Below are 24,423 nucleotides of genomic sequence, written 5' to 3'. Positions count from 1 at the left end.
CCTCCGCCGTGCTCGAGCTCTGCTTCAGGCCTTCGAGACCGCCGAGCTGACGTCGGTCGGCTTCTCGTAGTCGCCCTCGGGGATGGCGCGGAGCGCGTCGAGGACGTCGCTGTCGGCGCCCTCCTTCTCGGCCGTCTCGACGATGGTGTCCTTCGAGGCGGGGTAGTCGATGCCCGAGAGGTACTTCTGGATCTGGATGGGGTTGGGGGCGTCCATGACGGTGTCCTTTCGTGGTGCGGTCAGTGCTGGTGCTCTTCGGCGAAGAGCCGGTCGAAGGCGTCGACGCGCCGGTCGGTGACCGTCGTGGGCGTCTCGAGGTGGACGGCGCCGCTGGGGATGAGCCCCGCGCCGCCGAACCGCTCCATGACGCGCCATTGCGCGGCGACGTCCTCGCCGCTGTGCTCCGGGGGCAGCTGCTCCCAGAAGTCGAAGCCGCCGCTGGCCATCAGGGCGTCGCGGCGGTAGAGGACGCACGCGCCGAGCCAGGCGACGCGGTAGGCGCGCCAGTCGCCCTCCGCCACGTCGAGCCGGGCGGCGAGATGCGTCAGGTTCGCCGCGTTGTGCAGCGGCCAGCGCTCGAACTCCGGGGTGCCGCGGCGGATGCGCTCGGGCTGCACGTCGTCGTCCCACGGCTCGAAGGCGGTCTGCTCGTGCGGTCGCTCGTCCTGGAGGTAGGACAGCCCCTGCACGGCGGAGCCGACGAAGCCGCAGCCGAGGCGCTCGAGGGCCTCGTGCATCCGGAGCAGCGTGCCCGGTTCGAGCCACACGTCGTCGTCGAGGAAGAGGACGGACGGCGCGGTGGAGAGCGAGAGCAGGTAGTGGCGCTGCTCGGCGAGTCCGCGGCGGGGGAGGTGCCTCCGCACGATCGGCGCGCGCCCCTGCGCCTCCAGCACGCGCAGCATCGCCAGCACCACGGGGTCGCTCTCGGCGACCGCGTCGTCGGACTGGTCGCTGACGATCACGCGGAACGGCGGATCGTCCTGCGCCGCGAGACCGGCGAGGGTCGCGGTCAGTTCGGCACGGCGTCCGGCGGTCGGCACGAGCACGTCGATCAGCGGCGCCTCGGGCTCGAGGGGCCGCCCCCACTGGCCCGACCAGCGCCGGCTGGTCACCGCGGGGCCGCCGACCGGATGCGCTGCACCATCTCGGTGGTGGAGTGCTCCGAGACGTAGCCGACCGTGGTGACGGTGCCGCCGTAGGAGCGGACGACCACCGCCTCCTGGAGCATGTCGGGGTTGTAGTCGCCGCCCTTGACGTAGACGTCGGGTCGTACGCGCTCGAGCAGCGGGATGGGGGTGTCGCCGCTGAACAGGGTCACGTAGTCGACGCAGCCGAGCTCGGCGATCACGCCGGCGCGGTCGCCCTCGGGATTGATCGGCCGGCTCTCGCCCTTCAGGCGGCGGACGGAGTCGTCGTCGTTCACGGCCACGACCAGCACGTCGCCGAGCTCGCGCGCCTGGCGCAGGTAGGCGGTGTGGCCGCGGTGCAGGACGTCGAAGCAGCCGTTGGTGAAGACGACGCGGCGGCCGCGGCGCGACTCCTCGGCGAGCACCTCGACGAGGCGGTCCTCGCCGAGGACCACGGCGCCGGGGGCGGCGAGGGAGGCGAGGAGATCGTCTGCGGAGCAGACGGAGGTGCCGGGGCGCTGGACCACGACGTCGGCCGCCGCCTGGGCGAGGTCGACGGCGGTGGCCAGCGATCGGCCTGCGGCGAGGGCGAGCGTGGCGGTGGCGGCGAACGTGTCGCCGGCTCCGGACGCCTGCTTCTCCTCCGCGGGCTGCGCGAAGGTGCGGCTGACGGTGCCGTCGGCGTCGAGGGCGAGGCTGCCCTCGCGGTCGAGGGTGACCACGACGTGACGGGCGCCGGAGCGCTCGCGGAGGGCATCGGCAGCGTCGCGGACGGCGGTCGCCCTCGCTGCTCCGCGGCCGAGGGTCGAGCCGAGGAGCGCCTCCGCCTCCTTCGCGTTCGGCGTGACGAGGTCGGGGCGGGCGAAGGCCCAGTCGGCGAGCTCGTGCGCGTCGATCACGAGCAGGTCCGGGCGGTGCTCGGCGAGCACGCGCTCGACGGCCGCGCGGAGGATGCCGGAGCCGTAGTCGCAGACGAGCACGGCGTCGGCGCCCTCGGCCGCCCGCACGGCGAGCTCGGCGAGCCGCGCGATCTCGTCGTCGGAGGGGCGGTGCGGTCCGGAGTCGACGCGCAGCATCACGCTGTCGCCGCCGACCACGCGGGTCTTGATCGTGGTGGCGGCAGCGGTCCGGAGGATCGACCCGGTGTCCAGGCCCGCCCGCTCGAGCGCCGCGATCAGGCGGTCGCCCTCGGGATCGCGGCCCGCGACTCCGACCGTGCGGACCTCGGCACCCAGAGCGCGCAGGTTCGCGGCGGTGTTGGCGGCACCGCCCGCGACGTCCACGACGTCGTCGAGGCGGAGGACCGGAGCCGGAGCCTCGCGCGTCACGCGCTCGGCGTCGCCCAGCCACCAGGAGTCGAGGATCAGGTCGCCGACGACGGCGACGACCGGCGGGTGCTCGCGCACGTGCGCGACGAGCGCGCTCGCTCGCTGGAGTGCGGAGCCCTCGAGGCTCATCGCGCGCCGCCGGGCAGGACGGGGAGGCCGAAGTGGACGACCGTGGTGGTGGTCATCTCGTCCAGCAGCTCGGGGCCGTAGCCGAAGCCGGAGCCGCTCGTGCCGCGCGGTTGGGCGCTGCCGCCGGGAGCGCCTCCGAAGACGGCGTTGATCTTGACGGTGCCGACGGGCAGGGCCGCCGCGGCGCGGTGCGCGTGCTCCATGTCGGCCGTGAGCACCGTGGCGGCGAGGCCGTAGGGGCTCGCGGCGGCGCGGAGGAGCGCCTCGTCGAAGTCGTCGACGACGACGATCGGAGCGACGGGGCCGAACGTCTCCTCGGTCATGACGAGCATCTCGTCGGTGCAGTCGGCGAGGACCGTGGCCGGGTAGAAGGTGCCGTCGCCGGGCTCGCCGCCGATGAGGGCGCGGGCGCCCGACTCGAGCGCCTCGGTCACGTGCTCGTGCACGGCGTCGCGCATCCGGGCGTCGACGAGGCGGGGGAGCGGGCCCGCACTCCAGCGGTCGGCCTCGGCGACGAGCGCCGCGGTGAACGCGTCGGCGACGGCGTGGTGCACGTAGATGCGCTCGACGGAGGTGCAGATCTGGCCGGCGTTCGCGAACGCGCCCAGGGCGGCCTGCTCGGCGGCCCAGACCGGATCGACGTCGGCGTCGACGACGAGCGCGTCGTTGCCGCCGTTCTCGAGGATCACGTGCGCACCGGTGACGGCGGCGACGCGGGCCAGTGCACGGCCCGTGGCCGTGGATCCGACGTGCGCGAGGACTGCGACGCCCTCGGTGCGGGCCAGGGCGTCGCCGACGGCGCCGTCCCCCTCGACGAGCGTCAGGACGCCCTCGGGGAGGGCCTCGGCGAGGATCCGCGTGAAGAGGGCGCCGGTGCCGGGGCTGCGCTCGCTCGGCTTGTGGACGACGACATCGCCCGAGACGATCGCGGCGCCGAGCATGCCGGCGGCGACGGCGACGGGGTCGTTCCACGGGGTGAGCGCGAGGACGACGCCGCGCGGGTGCGGGAGGGCGAGGTCGACGTTCAGGGCGCCGCCGCGGAGCGACTTGCCGCGGTGCAGCGGGCCGAGCTCGGCGTACTGGAGGAGCGTGTCGACTCCGGCGCGGACGCCGCCGAGGGCGTCCCCTGCGGGCTTGCCGGTCTCGTCGGTGTTGAGGGCGGCGAGCTCCTCCTCGCGTTCGGCGACGCGGTGCGCGGCGGCGCGGAGGAGGGCCCCGCGCTCGGCGGGCGGGGTGGCGGCCCAGCCGGGGAACGCGGCGCGGGCGCGGGCGACGGCGGCGGTCGCGGTGTCGGTGGTGCTGCGGGGGGCGTCGTCCGCGGTGGCGGAGTCGGCGGGGGTCGCGGTGTCGATGGTCACGGTCACCTCTCGTTCCAAGGCTCGCCGGAGGCGGCGGGCGCGTCTGCCCACGTCCGGTACCCCGGGGGTCCGCGGCTAGACACGGCGCGCGGGATCGCCGGACGGGGTTGCGCGGGAGGCGGGTCGTGCGGCGCGGTTCGGCAGGAGTTGCGGGAGAGGTGCGCGGTTACCGCGACTTCTGGAGAGGTGAGGGATGAGCGAGAGGAGGGTCGCGCCCGGTTCACCACAAGTTGCGGGACACGCTCGCGCTTACCGCAACTTCTGGAGGAGGGAGAGTGCGCCCGGGAGGAGGAGGTGCCCGGGAGGAGGGGCGGGCGCGGTTCCGCAGAAGTTGCGGGAGAGGCGCGCGCTTACCGCAACTTCTGGAGAAGGGCGGGGGCGATCGGGAGGAGGGGCCGGCGCGGTTCCGCAGATATTGCGGGAGAAGCGCGCGTTTCCCGCAACTTCTGGAGGAGGGAGTCGGCGAGCAGGGGAGGGTGGAGAGGGGACGAGCGGTGACGCGCCTCAGAGCCGCTCAGGCCGCGCCGAGGTGCGTCACCGCGGAGGCGATCGCGGGGGTGGTCTCGCCGTCCGGCCAGCGGAGGACGACGCCCTCGCCCGGGACGAGGCGGCCGATCGGGGCGGTCGCGGCGTACGGGGAGCGCATCCGCCCCCGGCCCGGCCGGTCGGCGGTGAGCATCGCGAAGCCGGGGAAGCAGGAGAGCCAGTCGGCGACTCCGGCGGCGGTGGGGCGGGGGATCGCGGCGACGTCGAGCTCGGCGGCGGTGCCGGACGCCTCGGCGAGCATGCCCACGGTGCCGACGAGGCCCGCCATGCTGACGTCCTTCGCGCCGTCGGGAGCGCAGGCGCCGACACTCTCGGCAAGAGAGCGCAGGACGTCGGGGGAGCGACCGGAGGTCGAATCCCACTGGGCTCCCGCGTATCCGGGGCGCCAGGATCCGCTCAGATCGGCGGTCAGGCTCAGCTCGTGACCGAGCGGGGCGGAGCCGGGGACCGGGCGGGAGGTCCGGCCCAACCCTGTCACGGACAGCGCGGCGGGGACGCCGAGCTGGGTGTGCCCGCCGAGCAGTGGAACGCCCCAGGCCTCGGACGCCGCGCGGAGGCCGCGCAGGATGCGGGCGGCGGAGCCTGCGTCGCGGGCGCCGACCGCGTCGAGCAGGCCCACGGGATCCGCGCCCATGGCGGTGAGGTCGTTCACGTTCACGAGCACCGAGCACCAGCCCGCCCACTCCGGATCGCGCTCGACCATCGAGGGGACGATCGCGTCGCAGACGGCGATCAGGTCGGAGCCGGGCACGGGGGCGCCGTCGTCGCCGCGGAAGCCGGGGCCGCCGAGCTGACCGGCGAACGCCTCGAGCAGCGGTCCGAGGGAGGCCTTCGCCGCGCGGGCGAGGCGGTCGAAGCGGTCGATCGGCCAGCGCATCCGCACGTGGGGCAGGCCCGCGACGTCGGCGGTGCCCAGGCGGTCCCAGCCGAGGCGGCGGAAGAGGACCTCGTTCTGCCGCTGCACGGTCGCCTCGAAGCGGATCACTCCGCGCGACTCCGCCTCGGCGCACGCGGCGCGCACGAGGGCGGCACCCAGCCCGGCCGCTCCGCGGGCGTCGCGGCGGACCACGAGGCGGCTGCCGGTCCACCAGCCGAGGTCCTGCTCGAGCGCGGGCGCGAGGCGCACCCCGCCGACGACCTCGCCGCCGAGGCGGGCGACGAGCACGACGGTGCGCGGGTCGTCGTCGAGGGCGTCGCGATCGTCGGAGTCGAAGAGCTGCTGCTCCTCGACGAACACCGCACGGCGCAGGGCGCGATAGGCGCGGGCGTCGGCCGCGTCGGCGACTCCGATCGACGGCAGGGCGGCCGGAGCGGTCCTCCGGACGCCCTCGAGGATCGACAGCTCCATCAGGCGCCGGCGGTCTTCAGCACGCCGCACGCGCCGCAGGCGGCGCAGCCCGCCTTCTGGCCCGACGACAGCATGCCGGCGGCGATGAGCAGCGCGGCCACCTGCTCGCTGACCGTCTCGAGGAGCGAGCCGGCGGGCGGGAGGACGTGGTCCACCTCCGTCGCGAGCGTGCCCTTCAGGGGGCGGAACGGGACGACGAACGGGTACACCCCCATCTCGATCAGCTCGCCGGCGCTCGCCACGAGCTGGTCCGGGTCCTCGCCGAGGCCGACGAGGAGGTAGGTCGAGACCTGGTTGCGGCCGAAGATCCGCACGGCCTCCGCCCACGCCTCCTTGTACTTCTCGGTCGAGACGCGGGCCTTGCCGGGGGTCCAGCGGCGGCGGATGTCGTCGTCCATCGACTCGATGTGGATGCCGATCGAGAGGGCGCCGGCGTCCTTGAGCTCCTGCAGCGCCGCGAGATCCTCGGGCGGTTCGCACTGCACCTGGATCGGCAGCCCGGGCACGGCCTCGAGCACGGCGCGGACGCAGCGGGCGAGGTGGCGGGCGCCGCGGTCGCGGCCCTTGGAAGTGCCGGTCGTCATCACCATCTGGCGGATGCCGTCGAGCCGCGCGGCTGCCTCGGCGACCTCGGCGAGCTGCGCGGGGGTCTTCACCGCGATGGTCGAGTCGTTCTTCAGGGACGCCTCGATGGCGCAGAAGCGGCAGCGCTCGGCCTCGTCGTAGCGCATGCAGGTCTGCACGACGGTGGTGGCGAGGATGTTGCGGCCGTGCAGCCGGGCGATCTTCTCGTACGAGACGCCCTCGGCGGTCGCGAGGTCGTAGAAGCGCGGGCGCTTCACCGGCTCGACGTCCAGGCCGATGTCGGCGCCGTCGAGCAGCAGGCGGCCGTTGGTGACGGAGTAGGGGCTGCGCGGGTTCACGGGGATCGCGGCGCCGAGGCCGCCGAGCACGACGTGGCCGTCGTCGCTCGGGCCGGCTCCCGCCTCGCGGTGCACGGGGGCGTCGACGCGGATGCCCTGCAGGGCGATGTCGACGCGGGTGCGCAGCGGAGTCGCTCCGCAGGACGAGTCGGCGGAGTCGGACGGGACGGAGTGCGAGGCGGTGCGCAGGCGGGGCATCTGCAGATCGGTCATGGGGCTCCTCGGTGCATCGAGTCGAGCGGTGCGCGGCGCGGACGTCCGTCGCCGTGAGCACCCATTAGAGGCGCCGGGTGTTTCCGAACGATGACATCGGGAACGCGATCGTGTTACATCCGCGACGGCTGTCGTGTAACGCAGGCTTCTTCCGCTCGAAACCACACGGAAACAGGAGCGGCCTTGACTGATCGGTACCGGGAGGCGTCCTCGACGACCCGGCCCCGTCGCTCCGCTCGTCCGGATCCGCCCCGAGCGACACCCGCATCACAGCACGACCGCATCACCGGCTCTCCTGTCCTTGCTCGACTCGCACCGTGCTCAGGCGCGGTCGTCCCCCCTCGCACCTGCGCCCCTCGGCGCAGGCACTCGACGAACCCCGGAGGTTCCCGTGTCCGACATCGAAGACCAGATCACCGCCAACATCGAGAAGTCGCGCTCCGAGATCGCGCACCCGTCGCTCCCGAACGGCAGCAACCTCTACGGCTCCACCAAGGTGTTCCCCGATTACCAGGCCGAGCCCGGCCAGTCCTACTTCACGCTCGTGCACGGCATCGCCCACGAGTCCTCCGTCAGCTTCGTCGCGATCCTGCAGGCGACCCGCGCCGCCCGGAAGGGCTTCGAGTCGGCCGTCTACTTCTACGGCCCCGGCACGATCAACGCGATGGCGACCCGCGGCTTCCCCACGGTCGGCGACTCCGGCTTCCCGGGCGAGCAGAACATCAACAACGCGCTGAAGACGTTCATCGACGAGGGGAACCGCGTCTTCGTCTGCCGCTTCGGCATGGCGCTGCACGGACTCCGCGAGGAGGACCTGATCGAGGGCACGATCCCGTGCCACCCGCTCGACGTGCAGGACGCCGTCATCCACTACGCCCGCAAGGGCGCCATCATCAACTCCACCTACAACCTCTAGGCGCCCGCGATGACCGTCGTCGGATCCGTCGCGGCCAACTTCACCCGCGACCTCGACCAGAACTACGCGCTCATCCAGGCGCTCGCCGACGAGGCGAGGGAGAAGCGCGTCGAGTTCCTCGCGCTGCCCGAGGCCGCGATCGGCGGCTACCTCTCCTCGCTCGGCAACCACGGCGACACTCTCCGCACCACCACGCGCTCCCTGCCGCCGGCGATCTCGCTCGACGGGCCGGAGCTGCGTCGGGTGCAGGAGATCGCGGGCGACCTGCTCGTCGCGATCGGCTTCTGCGAGCTCGACGAGGACGGCGAGACGCGGTACAACGCGGCGGCGCTGCTGGACGGCGGGCAGATCTACGGCAGCTATCGCAAGGTGCACCAGCCGCTGGGCGAGCACATGTCGTACTCGCCGGGCCCTGGCTACGCGGTGCACGACACCCCGGTCGGCCGCGTCGGCCTGCAGATCTGCTACGACAAGGCGTTCCCGGAGGCGGCGCGCTCGATGGCGCTCGACGGCGCCGAGATCATCGCCTCGCTCTCGGCGTGGCCGGCCGCGCGCACGGCGACGGCCGAGAACCTGCAGGAGGACCGCTGGACCTACCGGTTCAACCAGTTCGACATCGCCCGGGCGCTCGACAACCAGGTGTTCTGGATGGCGTCGAACCAGTCGGGCACGTTCGGGTCGCTGCGCTACGTCGGCAACGCGAAGGTCGTGGATCCGGGCGGCAACATCCTCGCGACGACGCTGCTGGGCTCGGGGATGGCCGTCGCCGAGATCGACGTGCAGGGCACCTTCGAGGCGATGCGCGGCGGCATGTTCCACCTGCGCGACCGCCGCCCCGACGCGTACGACATCGACCGGGTCTGGAGCGGGGGCCTCGTCCATGCCTGAGATGACCTTCTCCGTCCGCTGGCCCGACGGCGTCGAGGAGCGCTGCTACTCGCCGAGCCTGGTGATGCACGACTTCCTCGCCGCGGGCGAGAGCTACCCGCTCGAGGAGTTCGTCGGCCGCTCGAGCGAGGCCCTGCGGATCGCGAGCGACCGCGTCCGCGCGAAGTTCGGCTTCGCCTGCACCTCTGCGATGCAGCAGGAGGCGGACATCGTCGCCGCGGCCGCCCGCTTCGACGGCGGACGCGTCCGCGTGCTGGCCATGGATCCGCCGGCGGTGCCCTCGTGACCGCGCTCGAGAACGGCCGGCACGTCGAGGTCGCCGTGATCGGAGCGGGCCAGGCCGGCCTCTCGATCAGCCGCCACCTCACCGACGACGGGATCGACCACCTGGTGATCGAGCGCGACACGATCGCGCACGACTGGCTCGACCGGCGGTGGAGCAACTTCACGCTGGTCACGCCGAACTGGCAGTGCCGTCTGCCCGGCTACCCGTACGACGGCGACGACCCCGACGGGTTCATGACGCGCGACGAGGTCCACGTGTGGGTCCGCCGCTACGCCGAGTCGTTCGACGCGCCGGTGGCCGAGGGCACCGAGGTGCTGCGGATGCGCGAGCGCGAGGGCGGCGGGTTCGAGGTCGTCACCTCGCGCGGCACGATCACGGCCGACCGCGTCGTCGTGGCCACCGGCGGCTACCATCGCCCGGTGCTGCCGGCCGTGGCGCAGCGGATCCCCGACTCCGTCGCGCAGCTGCACTCGGCCGACTACCGCTCGGCGGCCGACCTGCCCGAGGGCGGTGTGCTCGTCGTCGGCTCCGGTCAGTCGGGCGCGCAGATCGCGGAGGACCTGTTCCTCGAGGGCCGCGAGGTGCACCTGGCGCTCGGCACGGCTCCGCGGGTCGCCCGCTTCTACCGCGGGCGCGACTGCGTCGCCTGGCTCGCGGACATGGGCGTCTACGACGTGCCCGTGCACGCGCAGGTCGGCGGCCTCTCGAAGCGGGAGTCGACGAACCACTACGTGACCGGCCGCGACGGCGGCCGAGACATCGACCTCCGAGCCTTCGCACGCGACGGCATGCACCTCTACGGCCGGCTGCAGAAGGTCGACGGCGGGGTGCTGCGCTTCGCGCCGACGGCGGAGGCGTCGCTGGACTACGCGGACTCGGTGGCGGAGTCGATCAAGAACGACATCGACGCCTACATCGAGCGCTCGGGAGTGGCGGCGCCGACCGAGGCGCGGTACGTCCCCGTCTGGCGGCCGGAGCGCGAGATCGAGGAGCTCGACCTCGCGGCGAGCGGGATCACGAGCGTGATCTGGGCGGTCGGCTTCCGCTCCGACTACTCCTGGGTGCAGGTCGGCGTCTTCGACGGAGCGGGGCACCCGACGCACCGCCGGGGTGCCACGTCCGTGCCGGGGCTCTTCTTCCTGGGCCTGCCCTGGCTGCACACCTGGGGCTCCGGACGCTTCGAGGCCATCGCGCGCGACGCGGGCCACGTCGCGGAGCAGCTGCGCTCCGGACGCCGACTGGACCGGCTCGAGAGCACCGCGGTACGGTGACGCCCACCGGTCGCGGGGCCGGTCGCCGGGAAGAGGACCATGACGACGATCACCATGGCCGCCGTCGCGGCGCACTTCGGCCGCGACCTCGAGCGGACCCTCGTGAAGCTGCCCGGGATGATCGCCAGCGCCCGCGAGCGCGGGATCGACCTGCTCGTGCTCCCCGACGCCACGCTCGGCGGCTACCTGCTCGACCTGCACCACCCGGGTCCGGACGATCTGCCGGAGGCGGTCGAGGTGGACGGGCCGGAGGTGGCGGCGGTCGCCGAGATGGCCGGCGACATGACGGTCTGCTTCGGCATCGCCGAGCGGGCCCTCGAGGGCGGGGAGGCGCGGCGCTACAACTCCGCCGTCTGCGTGCAGGGCGGTGAGGTCATCGGCACGCACCGGAAGGTCCACCTGCCGCTGGGGGAGTCGCGGGTGTACGCGCCGGGCGACCGCTTCGGCGCCTTCGACAGCCCGGTCGGGCGGATCGGCATGATGATCGACTTCGACAAGACGTTCCCGGAGTCGGCGCGCTCGCTCGCGCTGGACGGGGCCGAGATCCTCTGCTGCCTGAGCGCGTGGCCCGCCAGCGTGACCGACCGTTCCGACCGCATCCGCAACGACCGCCAGGCGCACCTGTTCGACCTCTACGACTGCGCGCGGGCGGCCGAGAACCAGGTGTACCTCGTGTCCTCGAACCAGACCGGGGTGCTGGGCGGGCTGCGCTTCCTCGGCCAGGCGAAGGTCGTCGATCCGGCGGGCGAGATCGTGGCGAAGACCTGGGCGAAGGGCGGGCTCGCGACCGCGACGGACGACGTCGCCGCCTCCGTCGCCCGGGCCCGCCGCAGCATGGACCACCTCCGCGATCGGGCGGAGCACAGCTACCACCCCGGCGTGCGGCTCGCGGCCGACGAGGGCTGACGGCGTGCGGATCGCGCTGCTGACGTACTCGACCCGGCCGCGCGGGGGAGTCGTGCACACCCTCGCCCTCGCGGAGGCGCTCGCCGGCCGCGGCCACGAGGTGACGGTGTGGACGCTCGGGCGCGGGGGCGACGACGCGTTCTTCCGGCCGGTCGCGCCGGCGGTGCGGGTGCGGGTCGTGCCGTTCGCGGCGCGCGACGACGAGAGCGTCGGCGACCGCATCGTCCGCTCGCTCGCCGCGATGGCCGCGGCGCTCGGCGGCGAGGCCGACGTCGTGCACGCGCAGGACTGCATCTCGGCGAACGCGGCGCTGGACGCCGGATTCGCGGGCCCCGGCGGACTGCTGCGCACGGTGCATCACCTCGACGAGTTCACGACTCCGGCGCTCGTCGCGTGCCACGAGCGCGCCCTGGTCGCCCCGGCGGCGCTCGTCTGCGTGTCGCAGGCGGTGGCCGACGACGTGGCGGCCGGATGGGGACGGCGAGCGGAGGTGATCCCGAACGGAGTGGACGCGGCGCGGTTCGTGGGCGCCGCCGGGAGCGACGCGGCGCTGGCCTGGCGCGCCCGGCTTGGCCCGTACGTGCTCGCCCTCGGCGGCATCGAGCCGCGCAAGGGCAGCATCGACCTGCTCGAGGCGCACGCCCGCCTCGCTCCGGGCACCGCGCTCGTCTTCGGCGGAGGCGAGACGCTCTTCGACTACCGGCCCTACCGCGAGGAGTTCGAGCGCCGGGCCCGCGAGCTCGGGGTGTCGCCCGTCGTGCTGGGCACTCTGGCCGAGGAGGAGGTCGCTCCGCTCGTCGCCGGTGCCTCGGTGCTCGGCTTCGTGTCGACCAAGGAGGGCTTCGGTCTCGCGGCGATGGAGGCGCTCGCCGCCGGGGTGCCCGTCGTCGCCCGAGATCTGCCGGTGCTGCGGGAGGTGTTCGGCGACACGGTGGCGTACGGATCGGACGTCGAGGGGATCCGGGCCGCGCTCGCGGCGGCGCTCGAGGGGTCGGCACCGCGCGACGGCCGGGCGCTCGCCTTCTCGCACGACTGGCGCGACGTCGCGGCCCGGCACGAGGACCTCTACCGCCGGCACCTCGCGAGCTGATGCGCCGCTCCTTCTCGCGCTGCGTGACGGCGCTCGCCGAGGCGGATCCGGAGCGGATCGTGGTGATCGCGGACGACCGCACCCTCACCGCCGGCGAGCTCGAGGCCGAGAGCACGCGGCTCGCCCGCGCGTACCTGGCGCTCGGAGTGGCGCACGACTCGCTCGTCGCGGTGTCGCTGCCGAACACGGCCGAGTTCGTCGTGGTCTGCGCGGCGATCTGGAAGGCGGGAGCGACTCCGCTGCCGCTGTCGAGGGACCTCTCGCCGCGCGAGCGGGCGGAGATCGCCGACCTCGCGCGGCCGGCGCTGACGGTCGGCTTCGCGCTGGACGGGGTGCCGTCGGTGCCGGCCGGGCACGAGCCGGACCCCGCGCTGCCGGACGCGCCGCTGCCGGACGCCGCCGCGTCGTCGTGGAAGGCGCCCGCCTCCTCCGGCAGCACCGGCCGACCGAAGATCGTGCTCGCCGCCGCGCCCGCCGTCATGGATCCGACGCAGCCGGTCGCCGCGTTCCTGCCGCGGGAGGGGGTGCAGCTGGTCGCGGGGCCGCTCACCCACTCGGCGACGTTCACCTACGCGTTCCGCGGGCTGCTGACGGGCCAGCGGCTCGTGATCCTGCCCCGGTTCGACGAGGGGCGGGTGCTCGCGGCGATCCAGGAGCACCGGGTGACCTGGGCGCTGCTGGTGCCCACGACCATCCATCGGCTGCTGCGCTGGCCGGGGCACCGCGACGTCGACGTGTCCTCGCTCGAGACGGTGCTGCACCTGGGCTCGCCGTGCCCGCCCGCCGACAAGCGCGGGCTGATCGAGTGGGTCGGGGCGCGGACGGTGGTCGAGGTGTACGCCGGGAGCGAGTCGAACGGGCTCACGATGATCCGCGGCGACGAGTGGCTCGAGCGGCCGGGCAGCGTCGGTCGGCCGATCGGAGGGACCGAGGTGCGGATCCTCGACGCGGACGGGGCTCCGGTGCCGGTCGGGCGGCCGGGCACGATCTGGATGCGGCGCGGCGCGGAGCCGGCGTACCGCTACCTCGGCGGGGAGTCGCGGCGGACCGGGGACGGCTGGGACACGCTCGGCGACCTCGGGTCGCTCGACGCCGACGGCCGGCTGACCGTGCTCGACCGCGTCGACGACCTCGTGCTGCGCGGCGGGGTGAGCATCCACCCGGCCGAGATCGAGCGGGTGCTGGAGGAGCATCCGGCCGTGCGCGGGGCCGTCGCGTTCGGCGTGCCCGACGAGGACCTGGGGCAGGCGATCGAGGCGGTGGTCGACATCGACCGGGCCGACGTGGGGGCGGAGGAGCTCCTCGCGTTCGCGCGGGAGCGGCTCGGGCGGGCGCGGACGCCGCGTGCCCTGCGGCTGCAGCGGGAGCCGCTGCGCAGCGACGCGGGGAAGGTGAACCGGCGGCGGCTGCGCGAGGGGTGAGCGGGGCGCTGCTTCCGCAGAAGTTGCGGTATCGGCGCGCGCTCACCGCAACTACTGAGGAACCAAGAACACGCGCGTGGGTGGCTGAGGCGCGGGCCGGACGTCGTCCGTGCTGCTTCCGCAGAAGTTGCGGTAACGGCGCGCGCTCACCGCAACTTCTGGAGAAGGAGGAGGGAACCGGCGCTCAGTCGCGCGGGCAGTGCAGCTGCGTGCGCTCGCCGGAGCGGTCGATCGAGTGCTGCGCCATCAGGCGGCCGCAGAGCGGGCAGACGGGGTCCGCGGGGGCGACGTACGGCTCCTCCGGGCGGCCGATGCCGACGTGGGCGGGGCCGGTGAAGGAGTAGATCGCGCGGTTGATCCGGTTGTAGAGGCCCGGCTTGCCGTCGAAGGGGTTCATCGGGTTCGGCGTGCGCTTCGAGGAGCCGTCGTTCTTCCTTCGTGCCATAAAGGTTAGTATACGAAGGATTAAGGCGAGCGGCGAGGGAACACGGGGTTCTGCTGTCGATCGCCGAGCCGCCCGCTGGCAGACTCGAGTGATGAGTGCGGCACTGCCGGCGGTGTCCGGCTTCGAGCACGCGAGCCGCCGGGTCGACGAGGCGATCGCCTTCTACTCGGACGGGTACCACGGCACGCGGTTCCGGGCGGAGCCGCTGCCCGACTCCTTCTTCTTCCGCTACACCGCGCTGGGCGACGAGCGGGTCAGCATCCGCACCTCGACCTTCCGCGGCTCCATCCGCGGCGAGATCGCCCCGCAGGGGGAGTACGTCGTCTCGTGGCTCCAGGCGGGCCGCGGAGTGATGGACGTCGGCCGTGACGAGACGCCGCTCCTGCGCGCACGCCCGGCCGTGTTCCCCACGGGACGCCCGTTCGAGTTCGACTTCGGCGAGTACGACCAGCGCCTCGTGCACGTGGACGGCGGGTTCCTCGAGGGAGTCGCCGCGGAGTCGACGGGCGCCGATCCGGCCCCGCTGGTCTTCGACCACCGCGCGGTGCCCCGACCCGCCGATGTCGACGCCTGGTGGGATGCGGTGCGCGACCTGTCCGGGCTGCTCGCCTCCCGCGCGTCGGCACTGCAGCTGGCCGAGGCCGACCGCGGAGTCGCGCTCCGGCTCCTCGCGGCGTTCCCGCACCGCCCGGTCGCCGTCCCGGCCGATGTGCTCCGGCCGAGCAACGCCCACCTCCTCCGAGCGGCCGAGTTCGTGCACGCCTTCGCCTCGTCGCCGATCTCGCTCAGCGACATCGCGACAGCGGCGGCGCTCACTCCGCGCGCGCTGCAGCTCGCGTTCCGGCGGCACTTCGGCCGGACCCCGCTCGGCTACCTCCGCGACGTCCGGCTCGACCGGGCGCGCGACGAGCTGCGGCACGCGGATCCGGACACGACGACGATCGCCGCGGTCTCGGCGCGCTGGGGGTTCCTCAACCCGGGCCGGTTCGCCGGCGCGTACCTGCAGCGGTTCGGGGAGTACCCGCTCGAGACGCTGCGCGGAGGGCGCTGAAGCGGGCACACGGCGCTGAGGCGGCTCAGGGCCCGCCGAGCCAGTGGTCGATGCGGTGGTGATCCGGCGTGAAGCCGTGGTCGACGCCCCAGAGCACGGCCTGCGTGCGACTCGTCGCTCCGATCTTCCCGTAGACGCTCCGGATGTAGGACTTGACCGTGTTGGGGCTGAGATAGGTGAGCGCGGCGACGTCGGCGTTGCTCTTGCCCTGCGTGATGAGCGCGAGAATCTCGGACTCGCGGTCGGTGATGCCCTCGTGCCGGCCCGGCCAGTCGAGCCCGGGCGCGGCTCCGGCCCGCTGCGGAGGATCGCTGACGACGATCTCGCCCGCGGCGACCCGCTCGAGGGCGGCGACGAGGTCGCGGGCGGGCAGCGTCTTGGAGAGGTAGCCGTGCACGCCCTGCTCGAGTGCGTCGGCGACGAGGGTCGGCGCGAAGTTCCAGGTGTAGACGACGACGTGGCGGGCGCGCGGGTTCCTCACGAGGCCCGCGATCTCGTCGTGGTCCGACTCCGGTTGCGCGAACGAGTCGTAGAGCACGACATCGATCGTGTCGGACAGTGTCGCGTTGGCGTCGATCTCGGCGACCAGCACGCGGTGGCGGTAGTGGTCGAACATGTGCGCGAGGCCGGTGAGCACCACGTCGTAGTCGTCGACCAGCGCGACGGTGAGGGGCGCGGTCCGGGACATGGGTCGGACGCTACCGCACCCCGGCGAGCGGAGACCACACCCCCAGGGGTGTACCGCAGCCTCCCTGCGGGTGGAACCTTTGCCTCAGGCCCCGCACCAGCAGGGCTGACACGCGGACCCGGTCCGCCCAACGGAAGGTGACCATCGTGATCGGTCTCATCATCAGCATCGTCGTCGTCGGTCTCATCGCCGGAGCGCTGGCGCGCCTCCTCGTCCCCGGACGGCAGAGCATCAGCATCCTCATGACCATCGTGCTCGGCATCGTCGGCTCGTTCGTCGGCGGGTTCCTCGGCTTCCTGATCTTCGGGCAGGACGCCGGCGACGGATTCCTGCAGCCGGCCGGCATCATCGGCTCGGTCATCGGCGCGATCATCGTGCTGCTCGTCTACACCCGCTTCGCCGGCCGCTCGGGCGCGCGCCGCTGACCCCGCGGGGTCGACTCCGGTCGCGGGCGTTTCGGATCGGGCCGTCCGGGGAAGGGGAGGAGTGCACCTTCCCCGGATCCGGCCCTCCGGCTCCGCACCACCGAGAGGAACACCCCGTGGTCGCCATCGCCCCCCTCCGAGAGCGCTTCGACGGAGTCGAGAGGATCGCCGTGCTCCGCGGCGGCGGCCTCGGCGATCTGCTGTTCGCGCTGCCCGCCGTGGATGCGCTGGCCGCCGCCTACCCGGGAGCCGAGATCACCCTGCTCGGCACTCCCGCCCACCGCGTCCTGCTAGAGGGCGGAGTGTCGCCCGTCTCCGACGTGGAGGTGCTGCCCGTGGCGCAGGGCGTCCGCGACGGCCAGGGCGAGGACCCGCGGGTCGTCGAGGACTTCACCGCTCGGATGCGCGCGCGCTCCTTCGACCTCGCCGTGCAGCTGCACGGCGGCGGGCGCTACTCCAACCCGTTCCTGCAGCGACTGGGCGCGCGCCACACCGTCGGCTCCCGCACACCCGACGCCGCCGAGCTCGAGCGCATGATCCCCTACGTCTACTACCAGCACGAGATGCTGCGCGCGCTCGAGGTCGTCGGTCTCGCCGGGGCGCCGGCAGTCCGGCTGGAGCCGGAGCTGCGCGTCGACGTCGAGCGCCGCGACCGGCTCGCGGCGACGCTGGGCGGCGGCGGTCCGCTCGTGCTGATCCACCCGGGGGCGACGGATCCGCGTCGCCGCTGGCCGTCCGAGTCGTTCGCCGCGGTGGCCCGGGCCCTGCTCGAGGACGGAGCGCGCGTGCTCGTCGTCGGCGACGACTCCGACGTGCCCGCCGCCGACGCGATCGCCGCGGGGGCGCCCGGCGCCGAGTCGTGGGCGGGACGCGTGGAGCTGCGCGACCTCGCTCCGCTGCTCTCGCTCGCCGACCTCGTGCTCGGCAACGACAGCGGCCCCCGCCACCTCGCCGCTGCGGTCGGTGCCCCCACCGTCGGCGTCTTCTGGGTGGGCAATGCGATCAACGCGGCACCGCTGGGCCGGCAGCGCCACCGCGTGCAGCTCAGCTGGACCACCGCGTGCCCGGTCTGCGGTCGCGACACGACGCAGGTCGGCTGGACGGCTCCGCGCTGCGAGCACGACCCGTCGTTCGTGGCGGACGTGCGGATCGAGGCTGTCCTGGAGGACGTGCGCGAGGTGCTCGCCGCCACCCGCTGAGACGCGAGATGCCACTCCGGTACGCCCGCGACGGCGTGTCGCGGACCGGAGTGGCATCTCGCGGAGTCGATCCCTAGGGGATCAGGCGGCTCACGGCCAGGACGGCTCCTCCTCGTGCGTGATGACGAGCTCGCGCACCTCGCAGCCCTGCGGCTGGCCGAGGACGAACATGACGGCGTTCGCCACGTTCTCGGGCTCGTTGAGCAGGGCGTCGGGGCCCGGCTTGTACTGCGCGTCGCGGTCGTCGAAGAAGCGCGTCTTCATGCCCGAGGGGATGAGCGTCGTGACGCCGATCTCGCCCTTGGTCTCGGCGGCGAGGGCGCGGGTGAAGCCGAGCACGCCGAACTTCGACGCGCAGTAGGCGGTCGCGTCCGAGACGGCCTTGATCGCGAGCGAGGAGGCGACGGTGACGACGCGGCCGTGGGTCTCGGTCAGGAACGGCAGCGCCGCCCGGACCACCGCGGCGGTGCCGAGGAGGTTGACCGAGATGACGCGCTCCCACTCCTCCGGGTCGACGTCGACGAGGCGGCCGCAGCGGTCGATCCCGGCGGCGGTGACGACGGCGTCGAGTCCGCCGTGCTCGCGGGCGATGTCGACGACGGCCTTCTCGGCCTCGCGGGTCTTCGCGACGTCCACCTGGTAGGCGGCGACGCCCTCGGCCACGCTCGAGACGTCGCGGTCGAGCACGATCGGCGTGCCGCCCGCGGCGGTGACGGCGGCCGCGACGGCGGCGCCGAGGCCGGAGGCTCCTCCGGTGATCAGGACGCGGCCGATGGGGGTGGGGGTGAGACTCATGATGTCCTTCTGGGTGACGGTGCGACGGGTCGCGGGTGGCTCGCCGTCGCGGGGCGGGAGTGGTGAGGTCAGCCGACGCGGGCGAGCGCCGCGGCGAGGTGGGTGGTCGAGCGGCCCGGGTGGTACGGCACGGTGAGCACGCGCCCGCCCCACTCGGCGACGGTCGCGGTCTCGGGGAGGGACTCGGCGGAGTAGTCGCCGCCCTTCACCCAGACGTCGGGGCGGATGCGGCGCAGCGCCTCGTCGGGGGTGTCCTCGCCGAAGACGAGCACCGCGTCGACGCATTCGAGCGCGAGCAGCAGGTCGACCCGGTCGTCCTCGGGGATGATCGGCCGCGACGCGCCCTTGAGGCGGCGGACCGAGTCGTCGGAGTTCAGGCAGACGATCAGGCAGTCGCCCAGCGCCCGGGCCGCCGAGAGCGTGCGGGCGTGTCCCGCGTGCAGCAGGTCGAAGCAGCCGCCGGTCGCGACGACCGTGCCTCCGGAGCCACGGACGGCCTCGGCGACGCGCAGAGCGTCGACGCCGGCGCCGTGCAGGACCGCGGTGTCGGCGGGAGCCGCGAGCGAGGCGACCCCGCCCGCGAGGAGGTAGGCGCCGGCGTCCGAGACGGCCGCGTTCACCGCCTCCGAGGCGGACGCGCCCGAGGCGAGGGCCACCGCGGCCGACGCTGCGAACCGGTCGCCCGCTCCGCACGGGTCGGTCGGCGGCACGGAGGCGGCGGGCACGACGACGGGCACGCCTGCGCCGCGCGAGCGCACGAGCGCACCGCTCCCGCCCATGGTCACGGCGACGGCGGCGCAGCCCCAGCGCTCGAGCAGGGTGGTCGCGGCGGTCTCGGCGAGCGTGACTCCGCGGCCCGTCGCCTGCGAGAACGCGGTCGCCTCGGCGAGGTTCGGAGTCGCGAGCGCAGTGCCGGCGACGGGCGCGGTGCCGCGGGGATGCGGATCCCAGACGAGCGGCACGGTGAGGGCGTCGAGCGCCGCGCGCAGCGACCCGTCCTCGGTGAGGCGGCGGCCGTAGTCGGCGACGACGACGGCGTCGACGTCCTGCAGCGCCGCCAGCATGCCGTCGGTGACGGCCGGGACCGGCGGGCGCTCGCAGCCGCGGTCGAAGCGCACGACGGCCTGCCCCGAGGCGGCGACGCGCGTCTTCACCGGAGTCGGTGCTCCCGACGGGCCGGCGACCACGTGGATCCCGTCCAGCGCCGCGCGCAGCTCCGCCACGTCGGCGTCGGAGTCGTCGGCCAGCGCCGTCACGAGGGTGACGTCGTGCCCGTCGCGGGCGAGCATCCGCGCCACGAGCCCGGCTCCGCCGGCGCGGACGCCGCGAGTCGAGACGTCGACGACGGGAACGGGCGCGTCGGGGCTCAGCCGCTCGGCGGGCCCCGAGAGGTCGACGTCGAGCATCACGTCGCCGACCACGGCGATCCGCAGGCGCGGGCTCACGCGGCGGCTCCCGTGCGGGCGCGGATGCGGTGCTCGAAGGCCCGGCAGAGCGCGTGCACGAGCACGAGCTGCGCCTCCTGCACGTTCGAGCCGTGGCCCTCCAGGGCGATCGCCTCGTCGCACGCGTCGGTCAACGGGTTAGGACCGTCCCCGGTGAGCGCCCAGGTGCGGGCTCCTGCGGCGCGGGCCGCCTCGGCGGCGTGCAGCAGGTTGGCGCTGCGCCCGCTGGTCGATAGCAGCACGACCACATCGCCGGAGCGCGCGTGAGCCGTGACCTGGCGGGCGAAGACGTGGTCGAAGCCGTAGTCGTTGCCGATCGCGGTGAGGCTGGACGTCTCGGCGTGCAGCGAGATCGCCGAGAACGGCACGCGGTCGCCGTCGAAGCGGCCGACCAGCTCGGCCGTCAGGTGCTGCGCCTCGGCCGCGGAGCCGCCGTTGCCGGCCGCGAGCAGCCGGGCGCCCGAGTGCAGGCGGTCGGCGAGCTCGACGCCCCAGGCGACGATCTGCTCGGAGTGGCGCTCCAGCTGCGCGACGACGTCGAGCGAGCGGGAGATGTGGTCGTCGACGATCCGCCGGGCGGCGTCCGTCGGGGTGTCCAGCACGGTGTCGATGCTCATCGTCGGGGGGCCGCCTTCCGGGTCTTCGAGGAGTGGGAGCTGCGGGGAGCGCCGGTCAGGACGGCCTCCCCGTCGCCGAGTCCGGCGAGGGTGGTGAGGTACGCGCGCTCGGTGTCCGCGGCGACGCGGTCCCAGGAGTAGCGCGACTCGACGCGCTCGCGTCCCGCGGCTCCGTAGGCGCGGGCGCGCTCGGGGTCGGCGATCAGAGCGGCGAGGGCGGCGGCGAGGGCCGCCGGGTCGCGGGGCGGCACGTGCACGCCGGTGACGTCCTCGACGACGGTGTCGATGAGCCCGCCGACCGAGGACGCGACGACCGGCCGGCCGCACGCCATCGCCTCCAGCGGCACGATGCCGAACGGCTCGTACCAGGGGGCGCAGACGACGATGTCGGCCGAGCGGAGCGTCGCGGGCATCTCGGTCTGCGAGAGCTGGCCCACGAGGTGGACGCGGTCCGCGACTCCGAGGCCCTCGGCGACGCCGTGCAGGCGCTGGTACTCGGGGTCGGCTGCGAGGGCGTCGCCCGAGCCCGAGCCGCCGACGATGACGAGCTCGGCGTCGTGCCCGTCGTCGACCAGGCGGGCGAGCGCCTCGATCGCGTGGCCCATGCCCTTGCGGGGCACGAGGCGCCCGATGCTCATGAGCCGGATCGGACGGGTCTTCTCGGCCACGGGTCCGTCGGGGGAGAAGCGTTCCAGGTCCACTCCGCAGGGCACGACCGAGATGCTGCTCGTCGGCACGCCGAGGCCCTTGAGCTCGAACGCCTCGTCGGAGCAGGTCGCGACGATGCCGTCGGCGCGCTGGCCGACTCCGGGCTCGAGCCAGGCGCGCTCCTCGGGGCTCGTGTCGAGCGCGCCCTGCTGGCGGCGCTTGACCACTCCGAGCGCGTGGAAGGTGTGGAACACGGGCACGCGGCGGCCCGTCGCGCGCTCCACCCGCTCGGAGGCGTCGAGCGCGGCGACCCCGGACATCCAGAAGTGGCTGTGCACGAGGTCGGGGCGGGAGTCGAGCCAGTCGTTCGCGAGGTCGACGGCGAAGTCGCCCATGTAGGGGAGCAGATCGTCCTTGGACACCTTCGCGGCCGGGCCGGCGTCGATGTGCACGACCTCGACTCCGGAGGTGAACGGGACGCGGCGGGGGAGCGAGGGGTCGTCGCGCCGGGTGTACACGGTGACGCGGTGGCCGCGGCGAGCGAGCGCGTCGGCGAGGGCCGCGACGTGCACGTTCTGGCCGCCGGCATCGACGCCTCCGAGCGTCGCCAGCGGGCTGGCGTGCTCCGAGACCATCGCGATCGCGAGCGGTCGGGTGGTGGTCGTGTGCGTCATCGGGTGCTCCCTCCTCGGGTCCCTGCGGCGGTGAGGGTCCGGCCGGTGCGGCGCGGACGATCGGAGAGGACCTCGTCCCAGTCCCGGTGGAACCGGGCGAGGCCGTAGCGCTCGAGGACGCTCTCGCGGGCGATCGCCCCGGCGGCGGCGGCGCGCTCCGGATCCGCGATCAGCTCGCGAGCGGCGGCGACGAGCTCGTCGAGGTCGTTCGAGACCGCTCCCGCGCCGGGCGGCACGGCGCGGCCCGCCTCGGTCGTCTCGAGCGCGATCACGGGCATGCCCAGGTGCATCGCCTCGAGCAGCGCGAGGCCGAGCGAGGTCCAGCGGAACGGATGGAGGTAGACGCGGCGGCGGGCGAGCTGCGCGTGCATCTCGCTCGTCCGCACGTCGCCGAGCACGTCGAGCCGGCCCTCCGGGAAGCCCGGCAGCTCGGCCAGGCCCTCGGTCTTCATCCCGAACACGTCGAGCGGCGCGACCTCGGCGAAGCGGGGCAGCAGGTCGGTGCCGGTGACGCGGTTGCGCCGCACCGGCTCGTTGATCACGACTCCGAAGTGCGCGAGTTCGCCGGTGTAGAGGGGCCCCGGATCGTGGATCCCGTGCTCGATCACCGTCGTCGGCGTCGATCCGGTGTCCCACATCAGCGCGTTGAAGTGCGTGACGTGCACCAGGAGGAGGTCGTCGCGGTCGGCGAGCGGGTGCCGACTGGTCGGGGCGTCGCCGCGCGGGGTGTTGTGCTCGACGTAGACGGCGGGCACGTCGTGGCCGAGGCGCCGGCCCAGCAGTCGCTCCGCTTCGGCGAGCTCCTCGGGGCGCTGCAGGAGCACGACGTCGACGTCGGCGTCGCGCAGATCCTCGGGGGCGATCTCGATCGCGTTCGGCCAGTCGCGGCCGCCGGTGCCCAGGCCCCAGCCGTCACGGGCGGCCGTCGTGGGGAGCAGGTACTCGTGGTCGCCGCGGACGAACGCGTCCGCCCAGCCGCCGTGCACGTGCCAGAGGAGGATCCTCATGCCATCGCCTCCGTCGTGGTCGTGGTGGAGCGCCCGAGGGCGCGGAGTCGCAGGACGGCGGCGACCGCCTCCTCGGCGCTCACCCCCGCCAGACAGGGGTGGCCGGGCACCGGGCAGACCCGGGCGCGGGAGCCGGCGCACGCGGCGCCCTGATCGCCCAGCAGCTCCACGGGCACGCCGTAGGGCGCCCAACGGATCGCGGGGACGACCGGGGCGAAGAGGCTGACGACCGGAGTGCCGACGGCCGCGGCGAGGTGCGCCGGACCGGTGTTGCCGCTGACGACGACCTCGGCGCGGGCGAGCACCTCGGCGGCACCGGCGAAGTCGGTCGCGCCGCCCAGGTCGATGCCGCGGCTGCCCGCGACCTCGGCCGTGAGCGCGCGCTCGCCGGGACCGCCCGTGACCGCGACGGCGAAGCCCTCGTCCGCGAGCAGCTCGACGGCGCGGGCCGCGTTCTCCGCGGGCCAGGCGCGCGCCGGCACCGCCGCTCCGGGGTGCACGACGACGTAGGGGCCCACTCCCTCGAGCGCGGCCGGCAGCGAGCCCTCGCGGTGCACGCGCAGGCGTCCGTCGTCGCCCTCGGGCAGCGCGAAGCCGGCCGCGGCGGCGATGGCGAGGGCGCGCTCCGGTTCCGGCTGGTCCTCCTCGAGGGTCTCGCCCGGAACCAGCCGCACATCGAGCAGGGCGCCGGCGAAGTCGACGGAGGCGCCGCTGATCCGCGCGACACCCGCGAGGCGCAGCAGCAGCGCGAGCGGCAGCGGCGACTGGTGGAAGGAGGTCAGGATCACGGCCTCGTCGGGAGCGAACTCCTCGACGATCGCCTGCAGTTCCGCCACGAGCGCGGCGTCGACCGGGCGCGAGGCGTCGCCGATCCACGGGCACCACCAGGTGCGGACGCTCGTCGGGCCGGGCAGCAGCGCCGCGGCGGGCGCACCCTGGGGCCCCGCGAGCAGCAGCACCTCCGCGTCCGCGGCGATCGCGCGGACGGCGGGGCCGCAGAGGAGCACGTCGCCCGCGCTGTCGAGGCGGGCGACGAGGACGCGGCGGGTCATGCGGCGCCCTCCTCGGACGGGTCCGGCTGCATCGCCAGGAGCAGCTCGACCGCCTCGAGGAGCGTGTCGGCGCGGAACGCCGCGGCCGCCACCTCCTCGGCCCGCGTGATCGGAGTGGGGACGAGCACGCCCCGCGCGCCCGCGTTGGCCGCCGCGCCCACGTCGGCGCCGATGTCGCCGATGACGGCGAGGGAGTCGGCGGGCAGCCCGAGAGCCGCCGCCGCGCCCAGCACCATCCCGGGCGCGGGCTTGCGGCAGTCGCAGCCGTCCTCGGGTCCGTGCGGGCAGAGCATCCAGACGTCGAAGCCGCCGAAGAGCTCGTCGACCCGCCGGTTCACCGCGTCGGCCTGCGACCGGTCGATGATGCCGCGGGCGATGCCGGACTGGTTGGTGACGACTCCGATCGCGAGCCCCGCCTCGCGCGCGCGCTCGACGGCGTCGAGGGCGGTCGGCATCGGCTCGACCCGGTCGGGGTCGCCGTTGTAGGGCACGTCGACCACGAGCGTGGCATCGCGGTCGAAGAGGATCCCGCGCAGTCGCGGGGTCCGCTCGAGCTCGGCGGTGCCGCGCTGCTCGCGCGGGTGCATCGGATCGGTCACACCGTTCTCGTACCCTGCTTCTCCTCCT

25 protein-coding genes are annotated in these 24,423 nt (G+C 74.2%); 10 read left to right on the top strand and 15 right to left on the bottom strand.

Annotated elements, in window-relative coordinates:
* Nucleotides 1-24: 24 nt before the first annotated feature.
* The 6 genes from C1I63_RS16555 to C1I63_RS16530 all read right to left on the bottom strand — a co-directional run bounded on the left by C1I63_RS16555 (nucleotide 25) and on the right by C1I63_RS16530 (nucleotide 6,972).
* Nucleotides 25-216, bottom strand: a complete 192-nt coding sequence (locus C1I63_RS16555; protein WP_107575479.1) for a DUF2795 domain-containing protein — start codon at nucleotides 214-216, stop codon at nucleotides 25-27.
* Nucleotides 217-239: 23 nt separating this feature from the next.
* Nucleotides 240-1,112: a glycosyltransferase family A protein gene (locus C1I63_RS16550; RefSeq protein ID WP_107575478.1), complete on the bottom strand. Its 873-nt coding sequence runs from the start codon at nucleotides 1,110-1,112 to the stop codon at nucleotides 240-242.
* Nucleotides 1,109-2,584, bottom strand: coding sequence for a D-glycero-beta-D-manno-heptose 1-phosphate adenylyltransferase (gene rfaE2, locus C1I63_RS16545; RefSeq protein WP_107575477.1), 1,476 nt, complete (start codon nucleotides 2,582-2,584; stop codon nucleotides 1,109-1,111). The genes C1I63_RS16550 and rfaE2 overlap by 4 nt, the downstream gene beginning before the upstream one ends.
* Nucleotides 2,581-3,942: an aldehyde dehydrogenase family protein gene (locus C1I63_RS16540; RefSeq protein ID WP_107575924.1), complete on the bottom strand. Its 1,362-nt coding sequence runs from the start codon at nucleotides 3,940-3,942 to the stop codon at nucleotides 2,581-2,583. The genes rfaE2 and C1I63_RS16540 overlap by 4 nt, the downstream gene beginning before the upstream one ends.
* 514 nt (nucleotides 3,943-4,456) lie before the next feature.
* Entirely contained in the window at nucleotides 4,457-5,866 is a 1,410-nt protein-coding gene (locus C1I63_RS16535; protein ID WP_244907123.1) for an MSMEG_0567/sll0787 family protein, read from the bottom strand.
* A complete protein-coding gene (locus C1I63_RS16530) occupies nucleotides 5,836-6,972 on the bottom strand; it encodes an MSMEG_0568 family radical SAM protein (RefSeq protein ID WP_243591625.1) in 1,137 nt (378 codons plus the stop codon). Before C1I63_RS16530 ends, C1I63_RS16535 begins: the two co-directional genes overlap by 31 nt.
* A 391-nt stretch (nucleotides 6,973-7,363) precedes the next feature.
* Between C1I63_RS16530 and C1I63_RS16525 the strand changes: the two genes are divergently transcribed.
* The 7 genes from C1I63_RS16525 to C1I63_RS16495 are packed head-to-tail and all read left to right on the top strand — an operon-like array spanning nucleotide 7,364 to nucleotide 13,750.
* Nucleotides 7,364-7,888 carry an MSMEG_0572/Sll0783 family nitrogen starvation response protein gene (locus C1I63_RS16525; protein WP_055793533.1) on the top strand — a complete coding sequence of 175 codons (525 nt, stop codon included), beginning with the start codon at nucleotides 7,364-7,366 and terminating at the stop codon, nucleotides 7,886-7,888.
* A gap of 9 nt (nucleotides 7,889-7,897) precedes the next feature.
* Complete coding sequence (locus tag C1I63_RS16520; RefSeq protein ID WP_107575475.1) at nucleotides 7,898-8,776, top strand: carbon-nitrogen hydrolase family protein; 879 nt, start codon at nucleotides 7,898-7,900, stop codon at nucleotides 8,774-8,776.
* Between the two features lies 1 nt (nucleotide 8,777).
* Nucleotides 8,778-9,062: an MSMEG_0570 family nitrogen starvation response protein gene (locus C1I63_RS16515; RefSeq protein WP_243591623.1), complete on the top strand. Its 285-nt coding sequence runs from the start codon at nucleotides 8,778-8,780 to the stop codon at nucleotides 9,060-9,062.
* Nucleotides 9,059-10,333 (top strand): MSMEG_0569 family flavin-dependent oxidoreductase, encoded by a 1,275-nt coding sequence (locus C1I63_RS16510; RefSeq protein ID WP_107575473.1) that lies wholly within the window; start codon nucleotides 9,059-9,061, stop codon nucleotides 10,331-10,333. The genes C1I63_RS16515 and C1I63_RS16510 overlap by 4 nt, the downstream gene beginning before the upstream one ends.
* Before the next feature lie 39 nt (nucleotides 10,334-10,372).
* A complete protein-coding gene (locus C1I63_RS16505) occupies nucleotides 10,373-11,239 on the top strand; it encodes a carbon-nitrogen hydrolase family protein (RefSeq protein ID WP_107575472.1) in 867 nt (288 codons plus the stop codon).
* Nucleotides 11,240-11,243: 4 nt separating this feature from the next.
* On the top strand, nucleotides 11,244-12,329 hold the full coding sequence (locus C1I63_RS16500; RefSeq protein ID WP_107575471.1) for an MSMEG_0565 family glycosyltransferase: 1,086 nt from the start codon (nucleotides 11,244-11,246) through the stop codon (nucleotides 12,327-12,329).
* Nucleotides 12,329-13,750, top strand: a complete 1,422-nt coding sequence (locus C1I63_RS16495) for an AMP-binding protein (protein ID WP_107575470.1) — start codon at nucleotides 12,329-12,331, stop codon at nucleotides 13,748-13,750. The genes C1I63_RS16500 and C1I63_RS16495 overlap by 1 nt, the downstream gene beginning before the upstream one ends.
* A 184-nt stretch (nucleotides 13,751-13,934) precedes the next feature.
* Here the strand turns inward: C1I63_RS16495 and C1I63_RS16490 are convergent, their stop codons facing one another.
* Nucleotides 13,935-14,195, bottom strand: a complete 261-nt coding sequence (locus C1I63_RS16490) for a hypothetical protein (RefSeq protein ID WP_244907120.1) — start codon at nucleotides 14,193-14,195, stop codon at nucleotides 13,935-13,937.
* Nucleotides 14,196-14,286: 91 nt separating this feature from the next.
* On the opposite strand from C1I63_RS16490, the gene C1I63_RS16485 reads away from it, so the two are divergent.
* Entirely contained in the window at nucleotides 14,287-15,246 is a 960-nt protein-coding gene (locus C1I63_RS16485) for a helix-turn-helix transcriptional regulator (protein ID WP_107575468.1), read from the top strand.
* A 25-nt stretch (nucleotides 15,247-15,271) separates the two neighbouring features.
* Here C1I63_RS16485 and C1I63_RS16480 read toward each other — a convergent pair whose 3' ends face one another.
* Nucleotides 15,272-15,934: a response regulator transcription factor gene (locus C1I63_RS16480; RefSeq protein ID WP_107575467.1), complete on the bottom strand. Its 663-nt coding sequence runs from the start codon at nucleotides 15,932-15,934 to the stop codon at nucleotides 15,272-15,274.
* Nucleotides 15,935-16,080: 146 nt separating this feature from the next.
* On the opposite strand from C1I63_RS16480, the gene C1I63_RS16475 reads away from it, so the two are divergent.
* Nucleotides 16,081-16,359: a GlsB/YeaQ/YmgE family stress response membrane protein gene (locus tag C1I63_RS16475; protein WP_055793914.1), complete on the top strand. Its 279-nt coding sequence runs from the start codon at nucleotides 16,081-16,083 to the stop codon at nucleotides 16,357-16,359.
* Nucleotides 16,360-16,475: 116 nt separating this feature from the next.
* On the top strand, nucleotides 16,476-17,558 hold the full coding sequence (locus tag C1I63_RS16470; protein ID WP_107575466.1) for a glycosyltransferase family 9 protein: 1,083 nt from the start codon (nucleotides 16,476-16,478) through the stop codon (nucleotides 17,556-17,558).
* A 90-nt stretch (nucleotides 17,559-17,648) separates the two neighbouring features.
* On the opposite strand, the gene C1I63_RS16465 is transcribed toward C1I63_RS16470, so the two are convergent.
* The 7 genes from C1I63_RS16465 to C1I63_RS16435 all read right to left on the bottom strand — a co-directional run bounded on the left by C1I63_RS16465 (nucleotide 17,649) and on the right by C1I63_RS16435 (nucleotide 24,395).
* Nucleotides 17,649-18,353 carry an SDR family oxidoreductase gene (locus C1I63_RS16465; RefSeq protein WP_055793508.1) on the bottom strand — a complete coding sequence of 235 codons (705 nt, stop codon included), beginning with the start codon at nucleotides 18,351-18,353 and terminating at the stop codon, nucleotides 17,649-17,651.
* 68 nt (nucleotides 18,354-18,421) lie between these two features.
* On the bottom strand, nucleotides 18,422-19,786 hold the full coding sequence (locus tag C1I63_RS16460) for a PfkB family carbohydrate kinase (protein ID WP_107575922.1): 1,365 nt from the start codon (nucleotides 19,784-19,786) through the stop codon (nucleotides 18,422-18,424).
* 8 nt (nucleotides 19,787-19,794) lie between these two features.
* Nucleotides 19,795-20,415 carry a D-sedoheptulose-7-phosphate isomerase gene (locus C1I63_RS16455; protein ID WP_055793507.1) on the bottom strand — a complete coding sequence of 207 codons (621 nt, stop codon included), beginning with the start codon at nucleotides 20,413-20,415 and terminating at the stop codon, nucleotides 19,795-19,797.
* Nucleotides 20,412-21,737, bottom strand: a complete 1,326-nt coding sequence (locus tag C1I63_RS16450; RefSeq protein ID WP_107575465.1) for a glycosyltransferase — start codon at nucleotides 21,735-21,737, stop codon at nucleotides 20,412-20,414. The genes C1I63_RS16455 and C1I63_RS16450 overlap by 4 nt, the downstream gene beginning before the upstream one ends.
* On the bottom strand, nucleotides 21,734-22,744 hold the full coding sequence (locus tag C1I63_RS16445) for a glycosyltransferase (RefSeq protein WP_107575464.1): 1,011 nt from the start codon (nucleotides 22,742-22,744) through the stop codon (nucleotides 21,734-21,736). Before C1I63_RS16445 ends, C1I63_RS16450 begins: the two co-directional genes overlap by 4 nt.
* Nucleotides 22,741-23,796, bottom strand: a complete 1,056-nt coding sequence (locus tag C1I63_RS16440; RefSeq protein WP_107575463.1) for a glycosyltransferase family 9 protein — start codon at nucleotides 23,794-23,796, stop codon at nucleotides 22,741-22,743. Before C1I63_RS16440 ends, C1I63_RS16445 begins: the two co-directional genes overlap by 4 nt.
* Nucleotides 23,793-24,395: an HAD-IIIA family hydrolase gene (locus C1I63_RS16435; RefSeq protein ID WP_342353113.1), complete on the bottom strand. Its 603-nt coding sequence runs from the start codon at nucleotides 24,393-24,395 to the stop codon at nucleotides 23,793-23,795. Before C1I63_RS16435 ends, C1I63_RS16440 begins: the two co-directional genes overlap by 4 nt.
* Nucleotides 24,396-24,423: the final 28 nt, after the last annotated feature.

The organism is Rathayibacter caricis DSM 15933, from assembly GCF_003044275.1.
Lineage (GTDB): Bacteria > Actinomycetota > Actinomycetes > Actinomycetales > Microbacteriaceae > Rathayibacter > Rathayibacter caricis.
Note: the sequence above shows the minus strand (reverse complement) of the source record. Positions and strands in the feature narration are given on the sequence as shown.